Annotated in this window: 14 protein-coding genes and 1 tRNA gene; 11 read left to right on the top strand and 4 right to left on the bottom strand. The window is 59.4% G+C overall.

Features of this window, described 5'->3' with window-relative positions; genetic code table 11:
- The first annotated feature begins 100 nt into the window (after positions 1-100).
- The 9 genes from BMY44_RS13505 (at position 101) to BMY44_RS13465 (ending at position 11,152) form a co-directional block, all read left to right on the top strand.
- Positions 101-2,056 (top strand): AMP-binding protein, encoded by a 1,956-nt coding sequence (locus BMY44_RS13505; RefSeq protein ID WP_089995833.1) that lies wholly within the window; start codon positions 101-103, stop codon positions 2,054-2,056.
- A gap of 148 nt (positions 2,057-2,204) precedes the next feature.
- The gene (locus BMY44_RS13500) at positions 2,205-2,963 is read left to right on the top strand and encodes an ABC transporter ATP-binding protein (RefSeq protein WP_423219759.1); all 759 of its coding nucleotides are present in this window, start codon (positions 2,205-2,207) and stop codon (positions 2,961-2,963) included.
- Positions 2,964-3,080: 117 nt separating this feature from the next.
- On the top strand, positions 3,081-4,076 hold the full coding sequence (locus BMY44_RS13495) for a branched-chain amino acid ABC transporter permease (RefSeq protein WP_089995828.1): 996 nt from the start codon (positions 3,081-3,083) through the stop codon (positions 4,074-4,076).
- A 107-nt stretch (positions 4,077-4,183) separates the two neighbouring features.
- Entirely contained in the window at positions 4,184-5,260 is a 1,077-nt protein-coding gene (locus tag BMY44_RS13490) for a branched-chain amino acid ABC transporter permease (protein WP_089995826.1), read from the top strand.
- A 56-nt stretch (positions 5,261-5,316) separates the two neighbouring features.
- A complete protein-coding gene (locus BMY44_RS13485; protein WP_089995823.1) occupies positions 5,317-6,603 on the top strand; it encodes an ABC transporter substrate-binding protein in 1,287 nt (428 codons plus the stop codon).
- 118 nt (positions 6,604-6,721) lie between these two features.
- Positions 6,722-7,549, top strand: coding sequence for an ABC transporter ATP-binding protein (locus tag BMY44_RS13480; protein ID WP_089997167.1), 828 nt, complete (start codon positions 6,722-6,724; stop codon positions 7,547-7,549).
- Positions 7,509-8,216, top strand: coding sequence for a hypothetical protein (locus BMY44_RS13475; protein WP_089995820.1), 708 nt, complete (start codon positions 7,509-7,511; stop codon positions 8,214-8,216). Before BMY44_RS13480 ends, BMY44_RS13475 begins: the two co-directional genes overlap by 41 nt.
- Positions 8,217-8,287: 71 nt before the next feature.
- Positions 8,288-9,490, top strand: coding sequence for a phenylacetate--CoA ligase family protein (locus tag BMY44_RS13470; RefSeq protein WP_089995818.1), 1,203 nt, complete (start codon positions 8,288-8,290; stop codon positions 9,488-9,490).
- A gap of 12 nt (positions 9,491-9,502) precedes the next feature.
- Positions 9,503-11,152 carry a peptidoglycan-binding domain-containing protein gene (locus BMY44_RS13465; RefSeq protein WP_089995815.1) on the top strand — a complete coding sequence of 550 codons (1,650 nt, stop codon included), beginning with the start codon at positions 9,503-9,505 and terminating at the stop codon, positions 11,150-11,152.
- A gap of 17 nt (positions 11,153-11,169) precedes the next feature.
- On the opposite strand, the gene BMY44_RS13460 is transcribed toward BMY44_RS13465, so the two are convergent.
- Positions 11,170-12,402: a DVUA0089 family protein gene (locus BMY44_RS13460; RefSeq protein WP_089995812.1), complete on the bottom strand. Its 1,233-nt coding sequence runs from the start codon at positions 12,400-12,402 to the stop codon at positions 11,170-11,172.
- Positions 12,403-12,624: 222 nt separating this feature from the next.
- Between BMY44_RS13460 and BMY44_RS13455 the strand changes: the two genes are divergently transcribed.
- Positions 12,625-13,023 carry a hypothetical protein gene (locus BMY44_RS13455; RefSeq protein WP_089995809.1) on the top strand — a complete coding sequence of 133 codons (399 nt, stop codon included), beginning with the start codon at positions 12,625-12,627 and terminating at the stop codon, positions 13,021-13,023.
- Positions 13,024-13,097: 74 nt separating this feature from the next.
- Here the strand turns inward: BMY44_RS13455 and ykgO are convergent, their stop codons facing one another.
- Together ykgO and BMY44_RS13445 are read right to left on the bottom strand one after the other, a co-directional pair.
- Entirely contained in the window at positions 13,098-13,223 is a 126-nt protein-coding gene (gene ykgO / locus BMY44_RS13450) for a type B 50S ribosomal protein L36 (RefSeq protein ID WP_010141322.1), read from the bottom strand.
- Between the two features lie 81 nt (positions 13,224-13,304).
- A tRNA-Val gene (locus BMY44_RS13445) sits at positions 13,305-13,379 on the bottom strand.
- 153 nt (positions 13,380-13,532) lie between these two features.
- On the opposite strand from BMY44_RS13445, the gene BMY44_RS13440 reads away from it, so the two are divergent.
- Positions 13,533-14,396 carry an N-formylglutamate amidohydrolase gene (locus BMY44_RS13440; RefSeq protein ID WP_089995806.1) on the top strand — a complete coding sequence of 288 codons (864 nt, stop codon included), beginning with the start codon at positions 13,533-13,535 and terminating at the stop codon, positions 14,394-14,396.
- Between the two features lie 70 nt (positions 14,397-14,466).
- Here the strand turns inward: BMY44_RS13440 and BMY44_RS13435 are convergent, their stop codons facing one another.
- Positions 14,467-15,984, bottom strand: coding sequence for an ABC-F family ATP-binding cassette domain-containing protein (locus BMY44_RS13435; RefSeq protein ID WP_089995803.1), 1,518 nt, complete (start codon positions 15,982-15,984; stop codon positions 14,467-14,469).
- Positions 15,985-16,120: the final 136 nt, after the last annotated feature.

Genomic DNA, 16,120 nt, shown 5'->3' with positions numbered 1-16,120 from the left:
TTTGACGGAATCGCCGCCTCCGTCACAGTATGGCGTCGGGGATGTGATGTAGGAGGCGTTGCACCCCCGGGGCCTGACGGCCCGCTTGGGAGGCAACTGCATGATTTCGCGAACACCGACACCCGTACCGGTTTCGATTCCGCACCTGCTGGCACGCAATGTGGCACAGTTCGGCAGCAAGCCAGCCTATCGCGAAAAGGAATTCGGGATATGGCAGAGCTGGACCTGGTCCGAAACAGAGTCCGAGATCAAGGCCTTTGCGCAAGGGCTGATGGCGCTTGGTGCCAACCATGGTGATCATATCGCGATCATCGGGCACAACCGCCCCCATCTTTACTGGGCTATGGTTGCGGCACAGATGGTGGGCTGCGTTCCTGTGCCGCTTTATCAGGATGCCGCCGCCGAAGAGATCGCCTATGCGCTGGATCATTGCGGGGCACGCTTTGCCGTTGTGGGTGACCAGGAGCAGGTCGACAAGATTGCCGACGTGCGTGAAGGTCTGGGCGCGCTTGAGCACGTGATCTACCTTGATGGGCGGGGCTTGCGCAAATACGACCACAGCCACATGACATCCTACGCCGACGTGCAGGCCAAAGGGCGCGACGGGGATACGGCGACGCAACTGGCAGAGCGGATCGCGGCGATCACCTATGAGACCACCTGCGTCATGCTTTACACGTCCGGCACAACGGGGCGGCCCAAAGGCGTGGTACTGTCCAATCGGAACGTCATTGAAACGGCAAAGAACTCGGCGGAGTTCGATCATCTGCGCACGGATGACGAAATCCTTGCCTATCTGCCGATGGCCTGGGTCGGGGATTTCATCTTTTCGGTCGGGCAGGCGATGTGGACGGGGTTCTGTGTGAACTGTCCGGAATCCGAACATACGATGATGACCGATCTGCGAGAAATCGGCCCCACCTATTTCTTTGCCCCGCCGCGCGTGTTCGAAACACAACTGACAACGGTGATGATCCGCATGGAGGACGCGAGCCGTTTCAAGAAATGGCTGTTTGATCGCTTTATGAAAGTGGCGAACCGTGTCGGCCCGGCGTTGCTGGATGGCAAGACTGTCAGCTTCGGTGACCGGCTGTCCTATGCGATCGGGAACCTGCTGGTTTACGGCCCGCTGAAGAACACGCTGGGTCTGAGCCGCGTGCGTGTCGGCTATACCGCCGGTGAAGCGATCGGGCCGGAGATTTTCGACTTCTACCGCTCGCTCGGGATCAACCTCAAACAGCTGTATGGCCAGACCGAAGCCACCGTTTTCATCACGCAGCAACCCGACGGCGAGGTGCGATCGGACACGGTGGGCGTGCCATCACCGGGTGTGGAGTTGAAAATCGCAGAAAGCGGAGAGGTCTATTACCGGTCCCCCGGTGTTTTTGTAGAATATTACAAGAATGCCGACAGCACTGCGTCGACCAAGGATGCAGAAGGCTGGGTGGCAACGGGCGATGCCGGCTTTATTGAAGAAGGGTCGGGGCATTTGCGGATCATCGACCGCGCCAAGGACGTCGGCAAAATGGCGGATGGGTCGCTGTTCGCGCCGAAGTACGTCGAGAACAAGTTGAAGTTCTATCCCAATATATTGGAGGCTGTGGTCTTTGGCGCTGGCAAAGCGCGCTGCACCGCCTTCATCAATATCGACCTCTCTGCTGTCGGGAACTGGGCGGAGCGCAACAACATCGCCTATTCATCCTATCAGGAGCTGTCACAACATCCCCGCGTGCTGGACATGATCGAGGGCCATGTGAACGAGGTCAACAAATCTGTCGCGGCAGACCCGATGTTGGCGGGCTGTCAGGTGCACCGTTTTCTGGTCCTACACAAGGAACTGGATGCCGATGACGGCGAGATGACCCGCACCCGCAAAGTACGCCGCGCCGTGATCGGCGAAAAATTCGCCGATCTGATTGCCGCGTTGGAGAGCGATGCTGCGGAAATCTATACCGAAACCGAAGTCACCTATGAAGATGGCCGCAAGGGCAAGATCAAGGCGACGCTGGACATCCGCGATGCAGCTGTCGTGGCGCATCAGCAGGTGGCGGCATGACGGATCGTCGCTCGCCTGCGGCATCGCCCCGCCCGCCATCCCATCGCCTCCGGCGGGAGTTTTTTTGGCCAGATGAAAGGGAATTTGCGTGAAGGATTCCGCCACGCCATATGTCACTGCCGACGGTCGCCAGATCGGTGGTGTTTTGATGGACATGCGCAACATCACACTGCGTTTTGGCGGGGTTGAAGCGATCAAGGATATTTCCTTTGATATCCGCGAGGGCGAGATTCGCGCGATCATCGGGCCGAACGGGGCTGGCAAGTCCTCGATGCTTAACGTCATTTCCGGCTTTTACAATCCGCAGGAAGGCGAGGTCTGGTTTCGCGGCAAGAAACGCCCGCCGATGAAACCCTATCAGGTCGCCCGCCTTGGTATTGCCCGCACGTTCCAGAATATCGCCTTGTTCGAGGGCATGTCTGTTCTGGACAACGTGATGACGGGACGGCTCAATCACATGCGGGCCGGCATGTTGGCGCAGGCGCTGTGGTTCGGGAAGGCGGAGCGCGAAGAGACAGAAAACCGCGCGGCTGTCGAGCGCATCATCGATTTTCTGGAGATTCAGGCCATTCGCAAAACGCCGGTCGGCCGTTTGCCCTACGGGTTGAAAAAGCGCGTCGAATTGGCCCGTGCGTTGGCGGCTGAACCGAAGCTTTTGCTGCTTGATGAACCGATGGCCGGCATGAACGTCGAGGAAAAAGAGGATATGAGCCGTTTTATCCTTGATGTGAATGATGAATTCGGCACGACCATCGCCTTGATCGAGCATGATATGGGTGTCGTCATGGACCTGTCTGATCGTGTCGTTGTCATGGATTATGGCCGCAAGATCGGGGACGGCACGCCGGATGAGGTCCGTGGCAATCAGGAGGTGATTGATGCGTATTTGGGGGTGGCGCATGACTGACATTGGCTGTGCACCGCGCTTGGATGTCGTTCTTGTCCCGTATGATGATGGCGCTTGGGTGTCCGTAGACGTGGAGGATACGAACCTTGAATTTTGATCGTAAGACCGGAGGCATTCATGTCAGCTGATTTCCTCTATGGCATCGAAGTTATCATCAATGGCCTGATGGCAGGCGTTCTTTACGCGCTTGTGGCGCTGGGCTTTGTGCTGATCTTCAAGGCCTCTGGCATCTTCAACTACGCCCAAGGGGTCATGGCGCTGTTTGCCGCCCTCACATTGGTGGGGATCATGGAGGGGCAGGTGCCGTTTGCCCATCTGATCAATGCGATTTTCGGGACCGAAGTGCATCATTTCGGCTGGACTGTTCCTGCATTGCTGGCGATTGCTTTTACCTTGCTGGTCATGGTTGCCTTCGCATGGATGGTTCAGCAGTTCGTCTTTCGCCATCTGGTCGGGCAGGAACCGATCATCCTGTTCATGGCAACCATCGGGTTGGCCTATTTCCTAGAGGGTGTGGGCGATCTGATGTGGGGGTCGGACATCAAAACCCTTGCTTTGGGTCTGCCGCAGGGTGGGTCGATGTGGGTCGAGCAAGCCACGCGGGGTCTTGGCGGAGAGGATTTCTACGGCTTCTTCATCGACAAGCTGGATATGGTGGCCACTGTCGTGGCGGCAGTGCTGGTCATCAGCCTGATCGTGTTTGCCCAGTACACCAAACAGGGCCGTGCGATGCGCGCTGTGGCGGATGACCATCAGGCCGCTTTGTCTGTCGGGATTTCGTTGAACTACATCTGGGTGCTGGTCTGGTCGCTTGCGGGACTTGTGGCCTTGGTTGCCGGTGTCATGTGGGGCGCGAAATCCGGCGTGCAGTTTTCGCTGTCGCTGATTGCGTTGAAGGCCTTGCCTGTGTTGATGCTGGGCGGGTTCACGTCAATTCCCGGTGCCATTGTGGGCGGGTTGATCATTGGTGTCGGTGAGAAACTGTTCGAATTCATGATCGGTCCGATGGTTGGCGGTGCCACGGAGAACTGGTTTGCCTATGTTCTTGCGCTGATCTTTCTTGTGTTTCGCCCGCAGGGTCTGTTCGGGGAGAAGATCATTGAACGGGTTTGATGATGTCCGTGCGGCCAACCGCGTGAGCCTTTGGCTCACGACGCCCGCCCACCCGGCCATTGGGGCCTCCGGCGGGAGTTTTTGGGGCCAGATGAAGGAGGGTGGTCATGCTTTATCGTGAAGCCGGTGATTTCAAGACCTCCTATGCTGCTGACAGCCAGACCTTTCCGATCAAATTTGACCGGATCGGCTTCTGGGTGACGATGGCGGTGGCCTTTCTGGTCGTACCGTTTTTTATCAACGACTATTGGGCCAGCGCTATTTTCGTCCCCTTCCTGATCTATGCGATTGCAGCGATCGGGCTAAACATCCTGACGGGTTATTGCGGACAGGTGTCGCTTGGCACCGGCGGGTTCATGGCTGTGGGCGCTTATGCCTGCTACAAGCTGATGACCGCGTTTCCGGATGTGAATATCGTGATCCACATCATCCTTTCGGGCGGGATTACCGCGGCGGTGGGTGCGGCATTCGGGTTGCCATCCTTGCGCATCAAAGGCTTCTATCTGGCGGTCGCGACGTTGGCTGCGCAGTTCTTTCTGGTCTGGTTGTTCAACAAGGTATCGTGGTTCTACAATGATTCCGCATCCGGCCAGATCACGGCACCAGAGCGTCTTGTTTTTGGCGTGCCTGTGACTGGTCCGAACACCGAAGCCTGGGCGCAGTATCTGATCTGTCTGGTCTTTGTGACCGTCTGTGCCCTGATTGCGCGCAACCTGACGCGCGGCACCATCGGGCGGACGTGGATGGGCATTCGTGACATGGATATTGCGGCCGAGATCATCGGCGTGAACCCGTTGAAGGCCAAACTGACGGCTTTTGCCGTGTCGTCCTTTTTTGTCGGCATTTCGGGGGCGCTGTTCTTCGCCGTCTATCTGGGTGCGGTTGAGGTCGGTGAGGCCTTTGGCATTCAGAAATCGTTTCTGGTGCTGTTCATGATCATCATTGGCGGGCTTGGATCGATTTTTGGCAGCTTTGCCGGGGCGGCGTTTCTGGTGATCCTACCGGTCGTTCTGAAGTTGATCGGTGTGGATCTGCTTGGCTGGCCGACAGACCTTGTCGCGCATTTCCAACTTGTTATCGTCGGGGCGTTGATCATGTTCTTCCTGATCAAGGAACCGCATGGTCTGGCGCAGCTTTGGCGGCTGGCGAAAGAAAAACTGCGGCTTTGGCCGTTTCCATATTAAGCGAACGACCCCTGAAGAGGGGACAACAAATCGGAAAACCATGGGAGGAAACACCGATGAAAATGAAGACCCTAGCAGCAGCGGCCCTTGCGGGCGTGCTTGCCAGCGGCCCGGCACTGGCCGAGCTTGTCATTCCCGACCTCAGCTATCGCACCGGCCCTTACGCGGCGGGCGGGACGCCGTTTTCGGATGGCTATCAGGACTATTTCAACCTGCTCAATGCCCGTGATGGCGGCATTGGCGGCGAGATGGTCCGTATCGTCGAATGCGAAACCGGCTATAACACCGAGAAAGGTGTGGAATGCTATGAGTCTACCAAGGGCGAGGGCGCGCTTGTCTATCAACCCCTGTCCACAGGTATCACCTATCAGATTATTCCCAAGGCCACGGCTGACGGTATTCCCATCCACACGATGGGCTATGGCCGGACCTCTGCCGCGAATGGCGAAGTTTTCAACTGGGTCTTCAACTATCCTGCGAACTACTGGAACGCCGCCTCTGTCATGGTGAACTACCTGCTGGAAGAGAACGGCGGGTCGCTGGATGGCAAGAAGATCGCCCTGATCTATCACAACTCTGCCTATGGCAAGGAGCCAATCCGCACGCTGGAAGAACTGTCTGCGATGCATGGCTTCGAGCTGACCCAGCTGGCTGTCGATCATCCGGGCCAGGAGCAGAAATCACAGTGGCTGCAGATCCGCCGCGAGCGTCCCGACTATGTCCTGATGTGGGGCTGGGGTGTCATGAACCAGGTCGCTGTGCAGGAAGCTGCGAACATCAATTTCCCGATGGAGAATTTCATCGGCAACTGGTGGGCCGGTGCCGAACATGACGTGACACCTGCGGGTGCGGCGGCTGACGGTTACAAATCCCTGAACATGAACCGTGTCGATGCGGAACTGCCCGTCTTTGATGAAATCCGTTCGCTTGTCCACGATGCGGGCAATGCAGCCGGTGACGGATCGCACGTCGGTTCGGTGCTTTATACCCGCGGTATGTACGCGGCGATGCTGGCTTCCGAGGCCATTGCCAAGGCGCAGGATATCCATGGTGTTTCAGCGATTACACCGGCGATGATGCGTGACGGGATGGAAGCGCTGGAAATTACCGAAGCCCGGATGGCCGAACTTGGCATGTCGCAGATCGGGCCGGAATTCGGCGTGTCTTGTGAAAACCACGGTGGATCCGGTCTGGGTATCGTCCAGCAGTGGAACGCGGCTGACGGCAAGTGGGTTGCGCTGACCGACTATATCGAGTCCGATATGAGCGTCATTCAACCGCTGATCGACGAGGACTCGGCTGCCTTTGCATCCGAATCCGGGATCGAGGCAGGCTGTCTTTGATGCATGCGCGGGCGGCCCTTTGCGGGCCGTCCGCCGTTTTTTGAGTATTTTTGGCAAGATGATGAGGGCTGTTGCCCTGTCCGATTGCCGGGCGCGTTAACCTTGACGGGATATGAACATGCTTGATGCCGCTGAAACCGAGGTTGACACCCTTTTGGAGGTCAACAACATCGAGGTGATCTACAACCACGTGATCCTTGTGTTGAAAGGCGTGTCCCTGACTGTGCCCAAAGGCGGGATTACTGCCCTTTTGGGCGGCAACGGTGCGGGCAAGACCACGACGCTGAAGGCGATTTCCAATCTGCTGCATTCCGAACGCGGCGAAGTGACCAAAGGTGCCATCACCTATCGCGGTGATCGTGTGCAGGATCTGTCGCCTTCCGATTTGGTCAAGCGTGGCGTGATCCAGGTAATGGAAGGCCGTCACTGCTTTGAGCATCTGACAATCGAGGAAAACCTGATGACCGGTGCCTATACCCGCCGCGACGGCGGAGCGAAGGTCGCGCAGGATCTGGATCTTGTTTATACCTATTTTCCGCGCCTCAAAGAGCGGCGCAAGAGTCAGGCTGGCTATACTTCCGGCGGCGAACAGCAGATGTGCGCCATTGGCCGCGCCTTAATGTCCCGCCCCGAGACGATCCTGCTGGATGAGCCGTCGATGGGCCTTGCCCCGCAGCTGGTGGAGGAGATTTTCACGATCGTGAAGAACCTCAACGAACAGGAAGGCGTGTCCTTTCTGTTGGCCGAGCAGAACACCAACGTCGCACTGCGCTTTGCACATCACGGCTATATTCTGGAAAGCGGCCGTGTCGTGATGGAGGGCCCTGCCGCCGAGTTGCGCGAGAACCCGGATGTGAAGGAATTCTATCTGGGCGTGTCGGATGAAGGGCGCAAATCGTTCCGGGATGTGCGCAGCTATCGTCGCCGCAAACGCTGGCTTGCGTAAGCTGGGGGTCTTCGCGTCCTGCCTGGTGGCCTGTCTCGCGACAGCACCGCTGGCGGACGGGTTTGATCTGGCGGAAAGGATCGCGGCGGCGGAACGTGCCGTGTCGCCTGATCTGCGGTTTGACGTCCACCTTGACGGTTGCACGCTGCATTGGCGGCAATCCCAACCCAACGAGCGCAATGGCGCGCGCGATATCAGCTGGTATCTGGCTGATTTCGAAACCGACCCGGCGCGGTTGATGATCGACAGCCAAACCACAGCGGACAGTGGTGAAACATGGGTGACGTCGCAAGTATTCTTTCCGCTGCGCACCGAGATCGCACAGCGTTTTTCCGCTGATATCGCGCGGTATCAGGATGCTCTGGCGGCGGTGGAGGATCACGGAACAGGGTTCTTTGATTGGCTCTGGCGTGATCCGACCGCCGACATCGAAGCCGCAGAGATGCTTGCCGACCTTGTCGATCAACGCCGCACGGGGGCATTCGGCCCGCTACTGCAGCGCAACGTCGGGATTGCCGAAGGTGAAACCCCGCTGACCGGCCGGTATTACGAACCCTATGGTCTGATCGATGTCGATTTCGTTCTGACGTTGCGTGGCGATCTGCGCGATGCCATCTTGCAGGATCTTCACGCCTATCGTTTGCAAAACTGCCCTGCGCCTGAGTGATATTGAATAGCAACACGACAGATACATAGCTTCGTCGTGTTGGGCCAACACCCGACAACAGGAGACCCGCCATGCCCATCTTTTACGACGATCTGGAAACCCGGAGCCACGCTGACCGGGAGACAGCGCAGCTGCAGGGTTTGCTGGCGCAGATCAAAAGGATTGCGGCGGCGGAAAACTCTGGCCTGACAGGTGGCGACAGGGTGCAGTGTCTTGCAGACCTGCGCCACCTGCCAGTGCTGCGCAAGTCCGATCTGGTCCAATGGCAGACCGAAAATCCGCCGTTTGGCGGCATCCCTGTCAGCAATATTACCCACGTCTTTCAATCGCCAGGTCCGATCTATGAACCGGGCGGGTCGAGCCATGACTGGTGGCGGCTGGGCCGGTTCCTGCATGCCTGCGGCATCGGCCCGGATGATACGGTGCAGAACTGTTTCGGCTATCACCTGACCCCGGCTGGCAGCATCTTTGAAAACGGGGCCCGGGCTGTCGGCGCGCGTGTTTTGCCAGCGGGAACGGGGCAGACGGAACTGCAGGTTCAGGCCGCCGCTGCGGTCGGTGTTACCGCCTACGCAGGGACGCCAGATTATCTGAAGATCATGCTTGAGAAGGCCGATACGCTGGGCGTCGCGCTGCGCATCACCAAGGCTGCGGTGTCCGGCGGAGCGCTGTTTCCATCCTTGCGCGATTATTACACTGGCCGGGGCATCACCTGTCTGCAAGCCTATGCGACCGCCGATCTTGGCAATATCGCTTATGAAACCACGCCTGGCGATGGCCTTATCGTGGACGAAGGCGTCATCGTCGAGATCGTGACACCCGGCACCGGCGAACCTGTCGCGCCGGGCGAAGTGGGCGAGGTGGTCGTCACCACACTGAACCCTGACTATCCGCTGATCCGGTTCGCGACCGGTGATCTTTCGGCCATCATGGAAGGCGACAGCCCTTGCGGGCGCACCAACACCCGGATCAAGGGTTGGATGGGACGTGCCGACCAGACCACCAAGATCAAAGGCATGTTTGTGCGTCCTGAACAGGTCGCCGCCCTTGTTGCCCGATTCGACGGGTTGGCGCGTGCACGGGTCATCGCCGACCGCGCAGGCGAGGCTGATACGATGGAAGTCCGCTGCGAAGGCACCGGGCTTGACGCTGAAGCGATCATCGCCGCCGTCAGCGACATTTTGAAATTGAAAGGAACCGTCACGCTTTGTGATCCCGGCGCGCTTCCCCGCGACGGTATCGTGATCGAAGATCGACGGACCTACGACACCTAGAAAGGAGTGCCGATGCACCGCCTGTTACTTTTGACCACCCTTCTTGCCGGTCCCGCTTTTGCGCAGGATGCCGCGTTGCTGTTGGGCGTGGACCGCTACAGCGAATTGGACAGATTGCGCAACGGCACAGACATCGCAGAAGCGGCGGGCCCACTGGCGCGCCTTGGCTTTGAAACACAGGTGGGCGCCGATCCGACCGGTGCACAGATGCAGGAACTTGCCACACGCTTTGCCGACAGCCGCGGCACGGCGGATCGCATGATTGTCGGCCTTTCGGGACGTTTTGCAACGGACGGCATCACCACTTGGCTGCTGGGGGCGGATACCGACGAACCGGGTTTGTTCACTGTCGGGCAAGACGCGTTGGGCATCGACAGCCTGCTTTCGGTGATGGGCGCGGCGGCAGGTCAGTCCATTCTGGTGATTGGCCAGAATCCGGACCGTGGCAGGACGTATGACGATCTGTTGCGCACCGGTCTGGGTGATCTGGACATCCCGCAGGGTGTAACCGTCGTTATTGGCGAACCTGATGATGCGGCTGATTATCTGCAGGTCATCGCATCGCCGGGTGCGGATGCCATCGCGCTTGCCAAAAGCAATCGTCGTCTTCTGCTGGGCGGGTTCGTCCCGGATCGGCTTGTTCTGGTGCCGGAAGATGCGACGGAAACCCCGGCCGCACCGCAGACGGTCGATACCGCTGCCGAAGATGCGATGTGGGAAGGTGCGCAGGCGCTCGACACCGCCGAGGCCTATCTTGATTACCTGAGCAAATACCCTGCTGGCCAGTATGTTGACGAGGCGCAGGAGCGTATCAGCGCGATCAATCGTGAGCCGAACCGGCAGGACCGCCTGGCGGAGGAGTCGCTTGCCCTGACCCGAAACCAGCGCCGCGATATCCAGCGCGATCTGACTGTGCTGAACTATAACACCCGTGGGATTGACGGCATTTTTGGCCCCGGCACCCGGCAGGCGATTACCAACTGGCAGCAGCAGACGGGCTTTGCCCAGACCAGCTATCTGACTGCCGACCAGATCAACCAGCTTGATGCGCAGGCCGCCCGTCGTTCCGCCGAGATCGAGGCCGAAGCCGCCCGTGCGCGGGCTGAAGAAGAACGCCGTGACCGTGCGTTCTGGCAGGAAACCGGCGCTGCCGGTGACGAGCCGGGCTATCGTGCCTATCTGGACCGCTTCCCTGACGGGCTGTTTGCGGGCGAGGCGCGCAATCGCTTGGATGCGATTGAGGCCGATAAGCTGGCGGCCGCTGAAACGCAGGACAAGGCAGGCTGGGACCGCGCCCGCGCGATCGACACCATCCCCGGTTACCGCGATTATCTGGCCGCCTTTGAAGATGGTGCGTTCCGCCGCGCTGCCCGCGACCGCATCAAGGAAATCCGGCGTGCGGCGAATAGCGCCGAGGCCAGCGAAGATGCCGAAGCTGCCGAGGTCGAACTGAATGTTGATCCGATCACTGCGCGGCTGATCGAAGGGAAACTTGCGTCACTTGGACTTGATCCGGGGCCAGCAGACGGTGAATTCACAGACGAAACCCGCCGCGCGCTACGGCTTTACCAGCGTGACCGTGGATTGCCGACAAGCGGATTTCTGGATCGGGGCACCGTGTCGCAACTGCTTGCCGATACGATCGGGAACATCACTCGCTAAGGTGCGCCTGACGTCACTCAGGGTGCCGGGATATAGCGTTCAAACACCATGCGGATCAGGCCCTGGCTTGATCCGCCGACTTGCTTGACCGCGACAAGATATGTGCCGCTGTTGACGCGCGCAGTGACAAGCGAGTCCAGCCCGTCGCCGTAATCGTCATTCATCGCGACTTGCCGGCCAAGATCATCAAACACCGCGACCCATGGGTCACCGTCACTGCCGGCGGCGATGGCTTCGACCAAAAGCAACCCACCCTGGGACAGATCGATGCTGTACCACGTGGCTGATGTGCTGATCTGCGCATCCTTGCGCAGGCGATTTTCCAGTGTGCCGAGGTTTTCAATCGCAACCGATCCGTCGAGGGGAGGCGCGACTTCGCCACGGTCGTAAAGGGCGGCGAGCGCGGCATCCGGGTCATATTCCGTGATTTCCAGGTCAATCGGCAGGCTGGTATCGTTCAATGCCGCGACCTGAACGCAATAATCGCCCGCAGCCAGTGGTTCGCTTTGGTCGATGCGCGAATTCAGACCGTCGTAGTCGTCGTTTTCGGTGATGTAGTTTTCGTCCGCGTCATAAAGGGTGACCACCGGATCGGCATCTTCATTGCTTGCCGTGATGCTGACAGCTGTCGGTGTTTCCAGCGTGAAGGACCAGTAAGGGGTCGTGTCGACCGACGCGGTCGCTGTCAATGCCCCCGACAGCGCGCCGAGTGCTGTCGCATCGCGACAACTGCCATCCTCGTTCACTGGCATGATATCTTCGCTACCGGTATTGGATGTGACGGACACACCTTCGGTCAACGGCTCCTGTTCGGGGCGACCGATCCGCACGAATGCGGTCATCGGTGCGCCGTCAAAGCTCGACAACGACATGCAGTACGTTCCGGGATCAAGTTCGACCTCGGCGCGGGCCGCGCTGTTGCCGCCCGAGTCGTCGTCGGACAGAATGATGTTTCCATCCGGGTCGATTACGTCGATCAGCGGATCACCGGCCCCGCGTCCTGCCGCCTCGATCCTGACAGCTGTCGGTGCGCTGACGGAAAAGAGCGATACATACTGGTTGCCCGACAGCACCAACGCCATCTGTTCGCGGTAGTTGTCAGATGTCGTGATGTCGGACGCGGACTCGTTCCCGCCGATCCATTGACCGTTCGCGCCAAGGCCGCCGCAGGCCTCTTGCGCGACGGCGGGCATGGCCACCCCGATCAGGGCAACGGAAAGTGCGAGGGGCTTGGGCGCGATGAAATCCATGGGAACAAATACCTTGATGTTGTCTTGTACGTTCGCAGAAAGCCTAGTCCGAAGTCGCGTTGCAATGCCAGCGCTTTGACGAAGGCCATCGGAAAACAGAAGGTGCGCGACCGGGTCATTGAAAGCACAACCGCGCTGTTCGTTGCCCCGCGCGCCCGGAAAATCTGGAAAGGCAGCCCCGATCTGCTTAGCTAGGGCAAAGACAGGCAAACGGAGATCGAAATGGCACGGCGCGGCGCAGGCGGAACGGACGGTGGCACAGGCACGTTTCTGGTCGGCCTCGTGATGATGATTGCCGGTGGCTATCTGTTGTTGAACGGCATCATCGTGCGGCCACGGTTCGGGCTGGGCATGGTCGCCTTTACGTTGGGCGGATTTCCGGTGACCAGCGGCATGGTCCTGATCCCGTTCATGTTCGGCGTTGGCATGATATTTTACAACGCACGTAACTGGCTTGGCTGGCTTCTGGCGCTGGGGTCGGTCGCGGCTTTGGTGTTTGGTGTGATCGCCAACATCAACCTGCAGCTTGCGGCGATGAGCGCCTTTGACCTGCTTGTCATTCTTACGCTGTTTGTCGGTGGTCTGGGGCTTTTCCTGCGATCCCTGCGCGGGTCCCGCTGACCGTGATCCATCCTGCACCAACGAAAAAGGGCCGCCCAAAGGGCGACCCAATTCCAATATCTGCCGTTCGGAACTTAACCCTGGCGGGCCTTGAACCGACGCTGCGTCTTGTTGATTACATAGACGCGGCCCTTACGGCGCACGACGCGGCAATCGCGATGACGCTGCTTGAGCGAGCGGAGGGAGTTACGTACCTTCATGGTCGTTTCCTTCGTTGTCGCGGCGCTGCGATGCGCCGAAGTTGCGTTTATCCCGGATGAAGTCCGGGACAGTGAATCTCGTGGTGGACGATACTGGGATCGAACCAGTGACCCCTTCGATGTCAACGAAGTGCTCTACCGCTGAGCTAATCATCCACGTGCAAACTTGATTCGCCCAATGTCCCATAACGAAACAGGACGCGGGGCGAACCGCGTCTGGTTCGGGTGCTATAAAAGGAGTCGGTGAGGGGATCAAGAGCTTTTGCTAAATGTCTTTCCGCGCTATCTTAGGGCAACAAGGGAAGCGGAATGACGCAAAACGCCTACGAACTTCATCGGCCAAAGACGCGCAACACCAGTGTTGTCTTTGCATCGCCCCATTCCGGGCGGGACTATCCTGATGCATTCTTGCAGCGGACCGTGCTGAACGAACGCGAAATCCGATCGTCAGAAGATGCGTTCGTGGATGAATTGTTCGCCTCTGTCCCCGATTTCGGTGCGCCATTACTGACCGCGAAGGCACCGCGGGCCTTTCTCGATCTCAATCGCGCCCCTGAAGAGCTTGACCCTGCGCTTGTGGACGGCGTGCGGCGTGCATCGCACAATCCGCGTGTGGCCAGCGGGCTGGGTGTCATCCCCCGCGTTGTGTCCAACGGGCGGGCCATATACCGAGGCAAGCTGTCATTGCACGAGGCGCATCAGCGGATCACGACGTATTGGCGACCCTATCACGATATCCTGCAAACCCTATTGGACGAAAGCCAGCGCACCTTTGGCGAGGCGATCCTGATCGATTGTCATTCCATGCCGCACGAAGCGTTGGAAAATGTCGGGCCGCCGGGCGCGCCGCGCCCTGACGTGGTTCTGGGTGACAGGTTCGGGGCCGCCGCTGCTGGATCCGTGATGGAACAGGTCGAAGCCGCATTCGCCAGTGCTGGCCTGCGCGTTGCCCGCAACATGCCCTTTGCCGGCGCGTTCATCACCCAGCAATACGGGCGCCCGTCGCGTCAGCAGCACGCGGTGCAGATCGAAATTGACCGCGCGCTTTATATGGATGAACGGACGCTGGAGCCGAACGCAGATTTCGCAACGTTCAAGGCGTTGTTGCAAGGCGTCATCCGCGATCTGGCCCTGATGGGGCGTCCCGAAGACGCGCGCGTCGCGGCAGAGTGACCGGCGCACGCACCCTCAATTCAATCTAAACCATTGATAACGAACAGTTAATTGTTTCGCGTGCGAAACGTTACGCTGATGCCATCTCGGCGTTGAAAAAGGCCTCGGGGTCCGCCACTTCTTCCAGACGCTTGCGATTGATCTGCCAGAACCGGTTTCCCACATTGCGCACGAAAGATCGGTCATGACTGACCAGCAGGCAGGCGGCACCGTGCGCGCAAAGCTCTTCCTCCAGCGCCTCTTGCCCTTCGATATCAAGGTGGTTCGTCGGTTCGTCTAGCAGGTAGAAATTCGGTTGTGTCAACCGCAGGACCAGCATGGCCAGCCGCGCCTTTTGCCCGCCGGACAGCTTGCCGATGGGGGTGTCCTGCATCTGGATCATCACGCCCGCACCGGCCAGCAGCCCGCGCGCGCGCTGATCCCCGACATCGAATTGACCGGCCACGGCGGTCATCGGTGTGTCGCTGTCTTTCAATTGCGTCAGGTGTTGGTCGGAATAACCGAGCGTGACGGTCGGTGCGGTCCGGATCCCATCCGCGCCGCCCTGCAATGCGCGATGCACGGCTTTGACCAGTTGGGTCTTGCCCGTCCCGTTCGCGCCCAGCAGTACGATCCTGTCGCCGGGCGTGATCCAAAGCTTGCCTGTCCGATAAAGGTCGCGCCCGTCCGGCGTTTGGACCATCACATCGTCAAAGCTGACCAGCGCCTTGGCGTGGGTGCCGGAATTGGTCAGCCGGATATCACCAGCCCCCTTTTCCTGATGGGCCGGTTTTGCGGCGGCTTCGATTTTTGCGGCGCGTTCGGTCAATTGCTTGGTCTTGGTGATAAGCAGATCGGAACCGGAGTTGATCCCGATGTTCTTGAGTTTGGCCGCCTGTTTGCGCAGCTGGCTCGCCTTGTTGAGGTCGTTGGCAAAGCGACGGTTGTCGGCCTCGTCCGCTTCGGCAAGAGCGGCGCGGGCGCGGCTGAAGGGCAGCGCGAAATCGCGGGATCGTTCGGCCCGCAAAAACAGCGTCCGGTTCGTGGTGGCGTCCAGAAAGGCGCGGTCATGTGAGGTGACGACCACTGGCACATCTTGTGGCAAGCGCGCCAGCCAGTTCTGCAACAGGCCGATCCGCTGCAGATCAAGGTGGTTCGTCGGTTCGTCGAGGAGGAGCACATCGGGTTCCGTGATCCAGGCTGCTGCCAGCATTGCCGTTCGCTGCCAGCCGCCGGACAATGCGTTCAGCGCGGTTCGCTGGGTCTCGTAAGGCACCGACAGATCATCGAGTGCCACATCGACACGCCAGCTTTCGTAGTCGGCCTGATCTTGCGGCAGCGCGGCGCGAACGTAGTCGTAGAGGGTGCGGTTCAAATCGCCGTCGGGCAAATGCTGGCGCACGTGACCCACCCGCAGGCCGCGCCCGCGCGTGATATCCCCGGTGGTGGGGTCTTCGGTGCCATGCATCAGGGCAAGCAAAGACGATTTGCCGCGTCCGTTGGCCGCGACAAGGCCAAGTCGGTCGCCTTTGGACAGGGTCAGATTCAGATCGGTGAAAAGCGGGTCGCCCAGCACAAGGCTGACGGCGTTAAGATTGATCACGGACATAGATTGGTCTTTCGCAACAAGGCGTGCGCGCTTTGGCGCGGGAACAGGCAGACCGGGTTCTGGTCAGCCCTGCAAACGGATTTACAGGGCGGAACGGGGACCATGCTGAAGTCGGCGGATGATACGCATGCTCAGC

The organism is Cognatiyoonia koreensis (assembly GCF_900109295.1).
Lineage (GTDB): Bacteria > Pseudomonadota > Alphaproteobacteria > Rhodobacterales > Rhodobacteraceae > Cognatiyoonia > Cognatiyoonia koreensis.
The sequence above is the reverse complement of the archived record's forward strand: the minus strand, read 5'-3'. Positions and strand labels throughout refer to the sequence as shown.

Bases quoted from the DNA above. Each gene is read 5' to 3' on its own strand.
- BMY44_RS13505 (WP_089995833.1), top strand. From the start codon at position 101: ATGATTTCGCGAACACCGACACCCGTACCGGTTTCGATTCCGCACCTG.
- BMY44_RS13500 (WP_423219759.1), top strand. From the start codon at position 2,205: ATGGACATGCGCAACATCACACTGCGTTTTGGCGGGGTTGAAGCGATC.
- BMY44_RS13495 (WP_089995828.1), top strand. From the start codon at position 3,081: ATGTCAGCTGATTTCCTCTATGGCATCGAAGTTATCATCAATGGCCTG.
- BMY44_RS13490 (WP_089995826.1), top strand. From the start codon at position 4,184: ATGCTTTATCGTGAAGCCGGTGATTTCAAGACCTCCTATGCTGCTGAC.
- BMY44_RS13485 (WP_089995823.1), top strand. From the start codon at position 5,317: ATGAAAATGAAGACCCTAGCAGCAGCGGCCCTTGCGGGCGTGCTTGCC.
- BMY44_RS13480 (WP_089997167.1), top strand. From the start codon at position 6,722: ATGCTTGATGCCGCTGAAACCGAGGTTGACACCCTTTTGGAGGTCAAC.
- BMY44_RS13475 (WP_089995820.1), top strand. From the start codon at position 7,509: ATGTGCGCAGCTATCGTCGCCGCAAACGCTGGCTTGCGTAAGCTGGGG.
- BMY44_RS13470 (WP_089995818.1), top strand. From the start codon at position 8,288: ATGCCCATCTTTTACGACGATCTGGAAACCCGGAGCCACGCTGACCGG.
- BMY44_RS13465 (WP_089995815.1), top strand. From the start codon at position 9,503: ATGCACCGCCTGTTACTTTTGACCACCCTTCTTGCCGGTCCCGCTTTT.
- BMY44_RS13460 (WP_089995812.1), bottom strand. From the start codon at position 12,402: ATGGATTTCATCGCGCCCAAGCCCCTCGCACTTTCCGTTGCCCTGATC.
- BMY44_RS13455 (WP_089995809.1), top strand. From the start codon at position 12,625: ATGGCACGGCGCGGCGCAGGCGGAACGGACGGTGGCACAGGCACGTTT.
- ykgO (WP_010141322.1), bottom strand. From the start codon at position 13,223: ATGAAGGTACGTAACTCCCTCCGCTCGCTCAAGCAGCGTCATCGCGAT.
- BMY44_RS13440 (WP_089995806.1), top strand. From the start codon at position 13,533: ATGACGCAAAACGCCTACGAACTTCATCGGCCAAAGACGCGCAACACC.
- BMY44_RS13435 (WP_089995803.1), bottom strand. From the start codon at position 15,984: ATGTCCGTGATCAATCTTAACGCCGTCAGCCTTGTGCTGGGCGACCCG.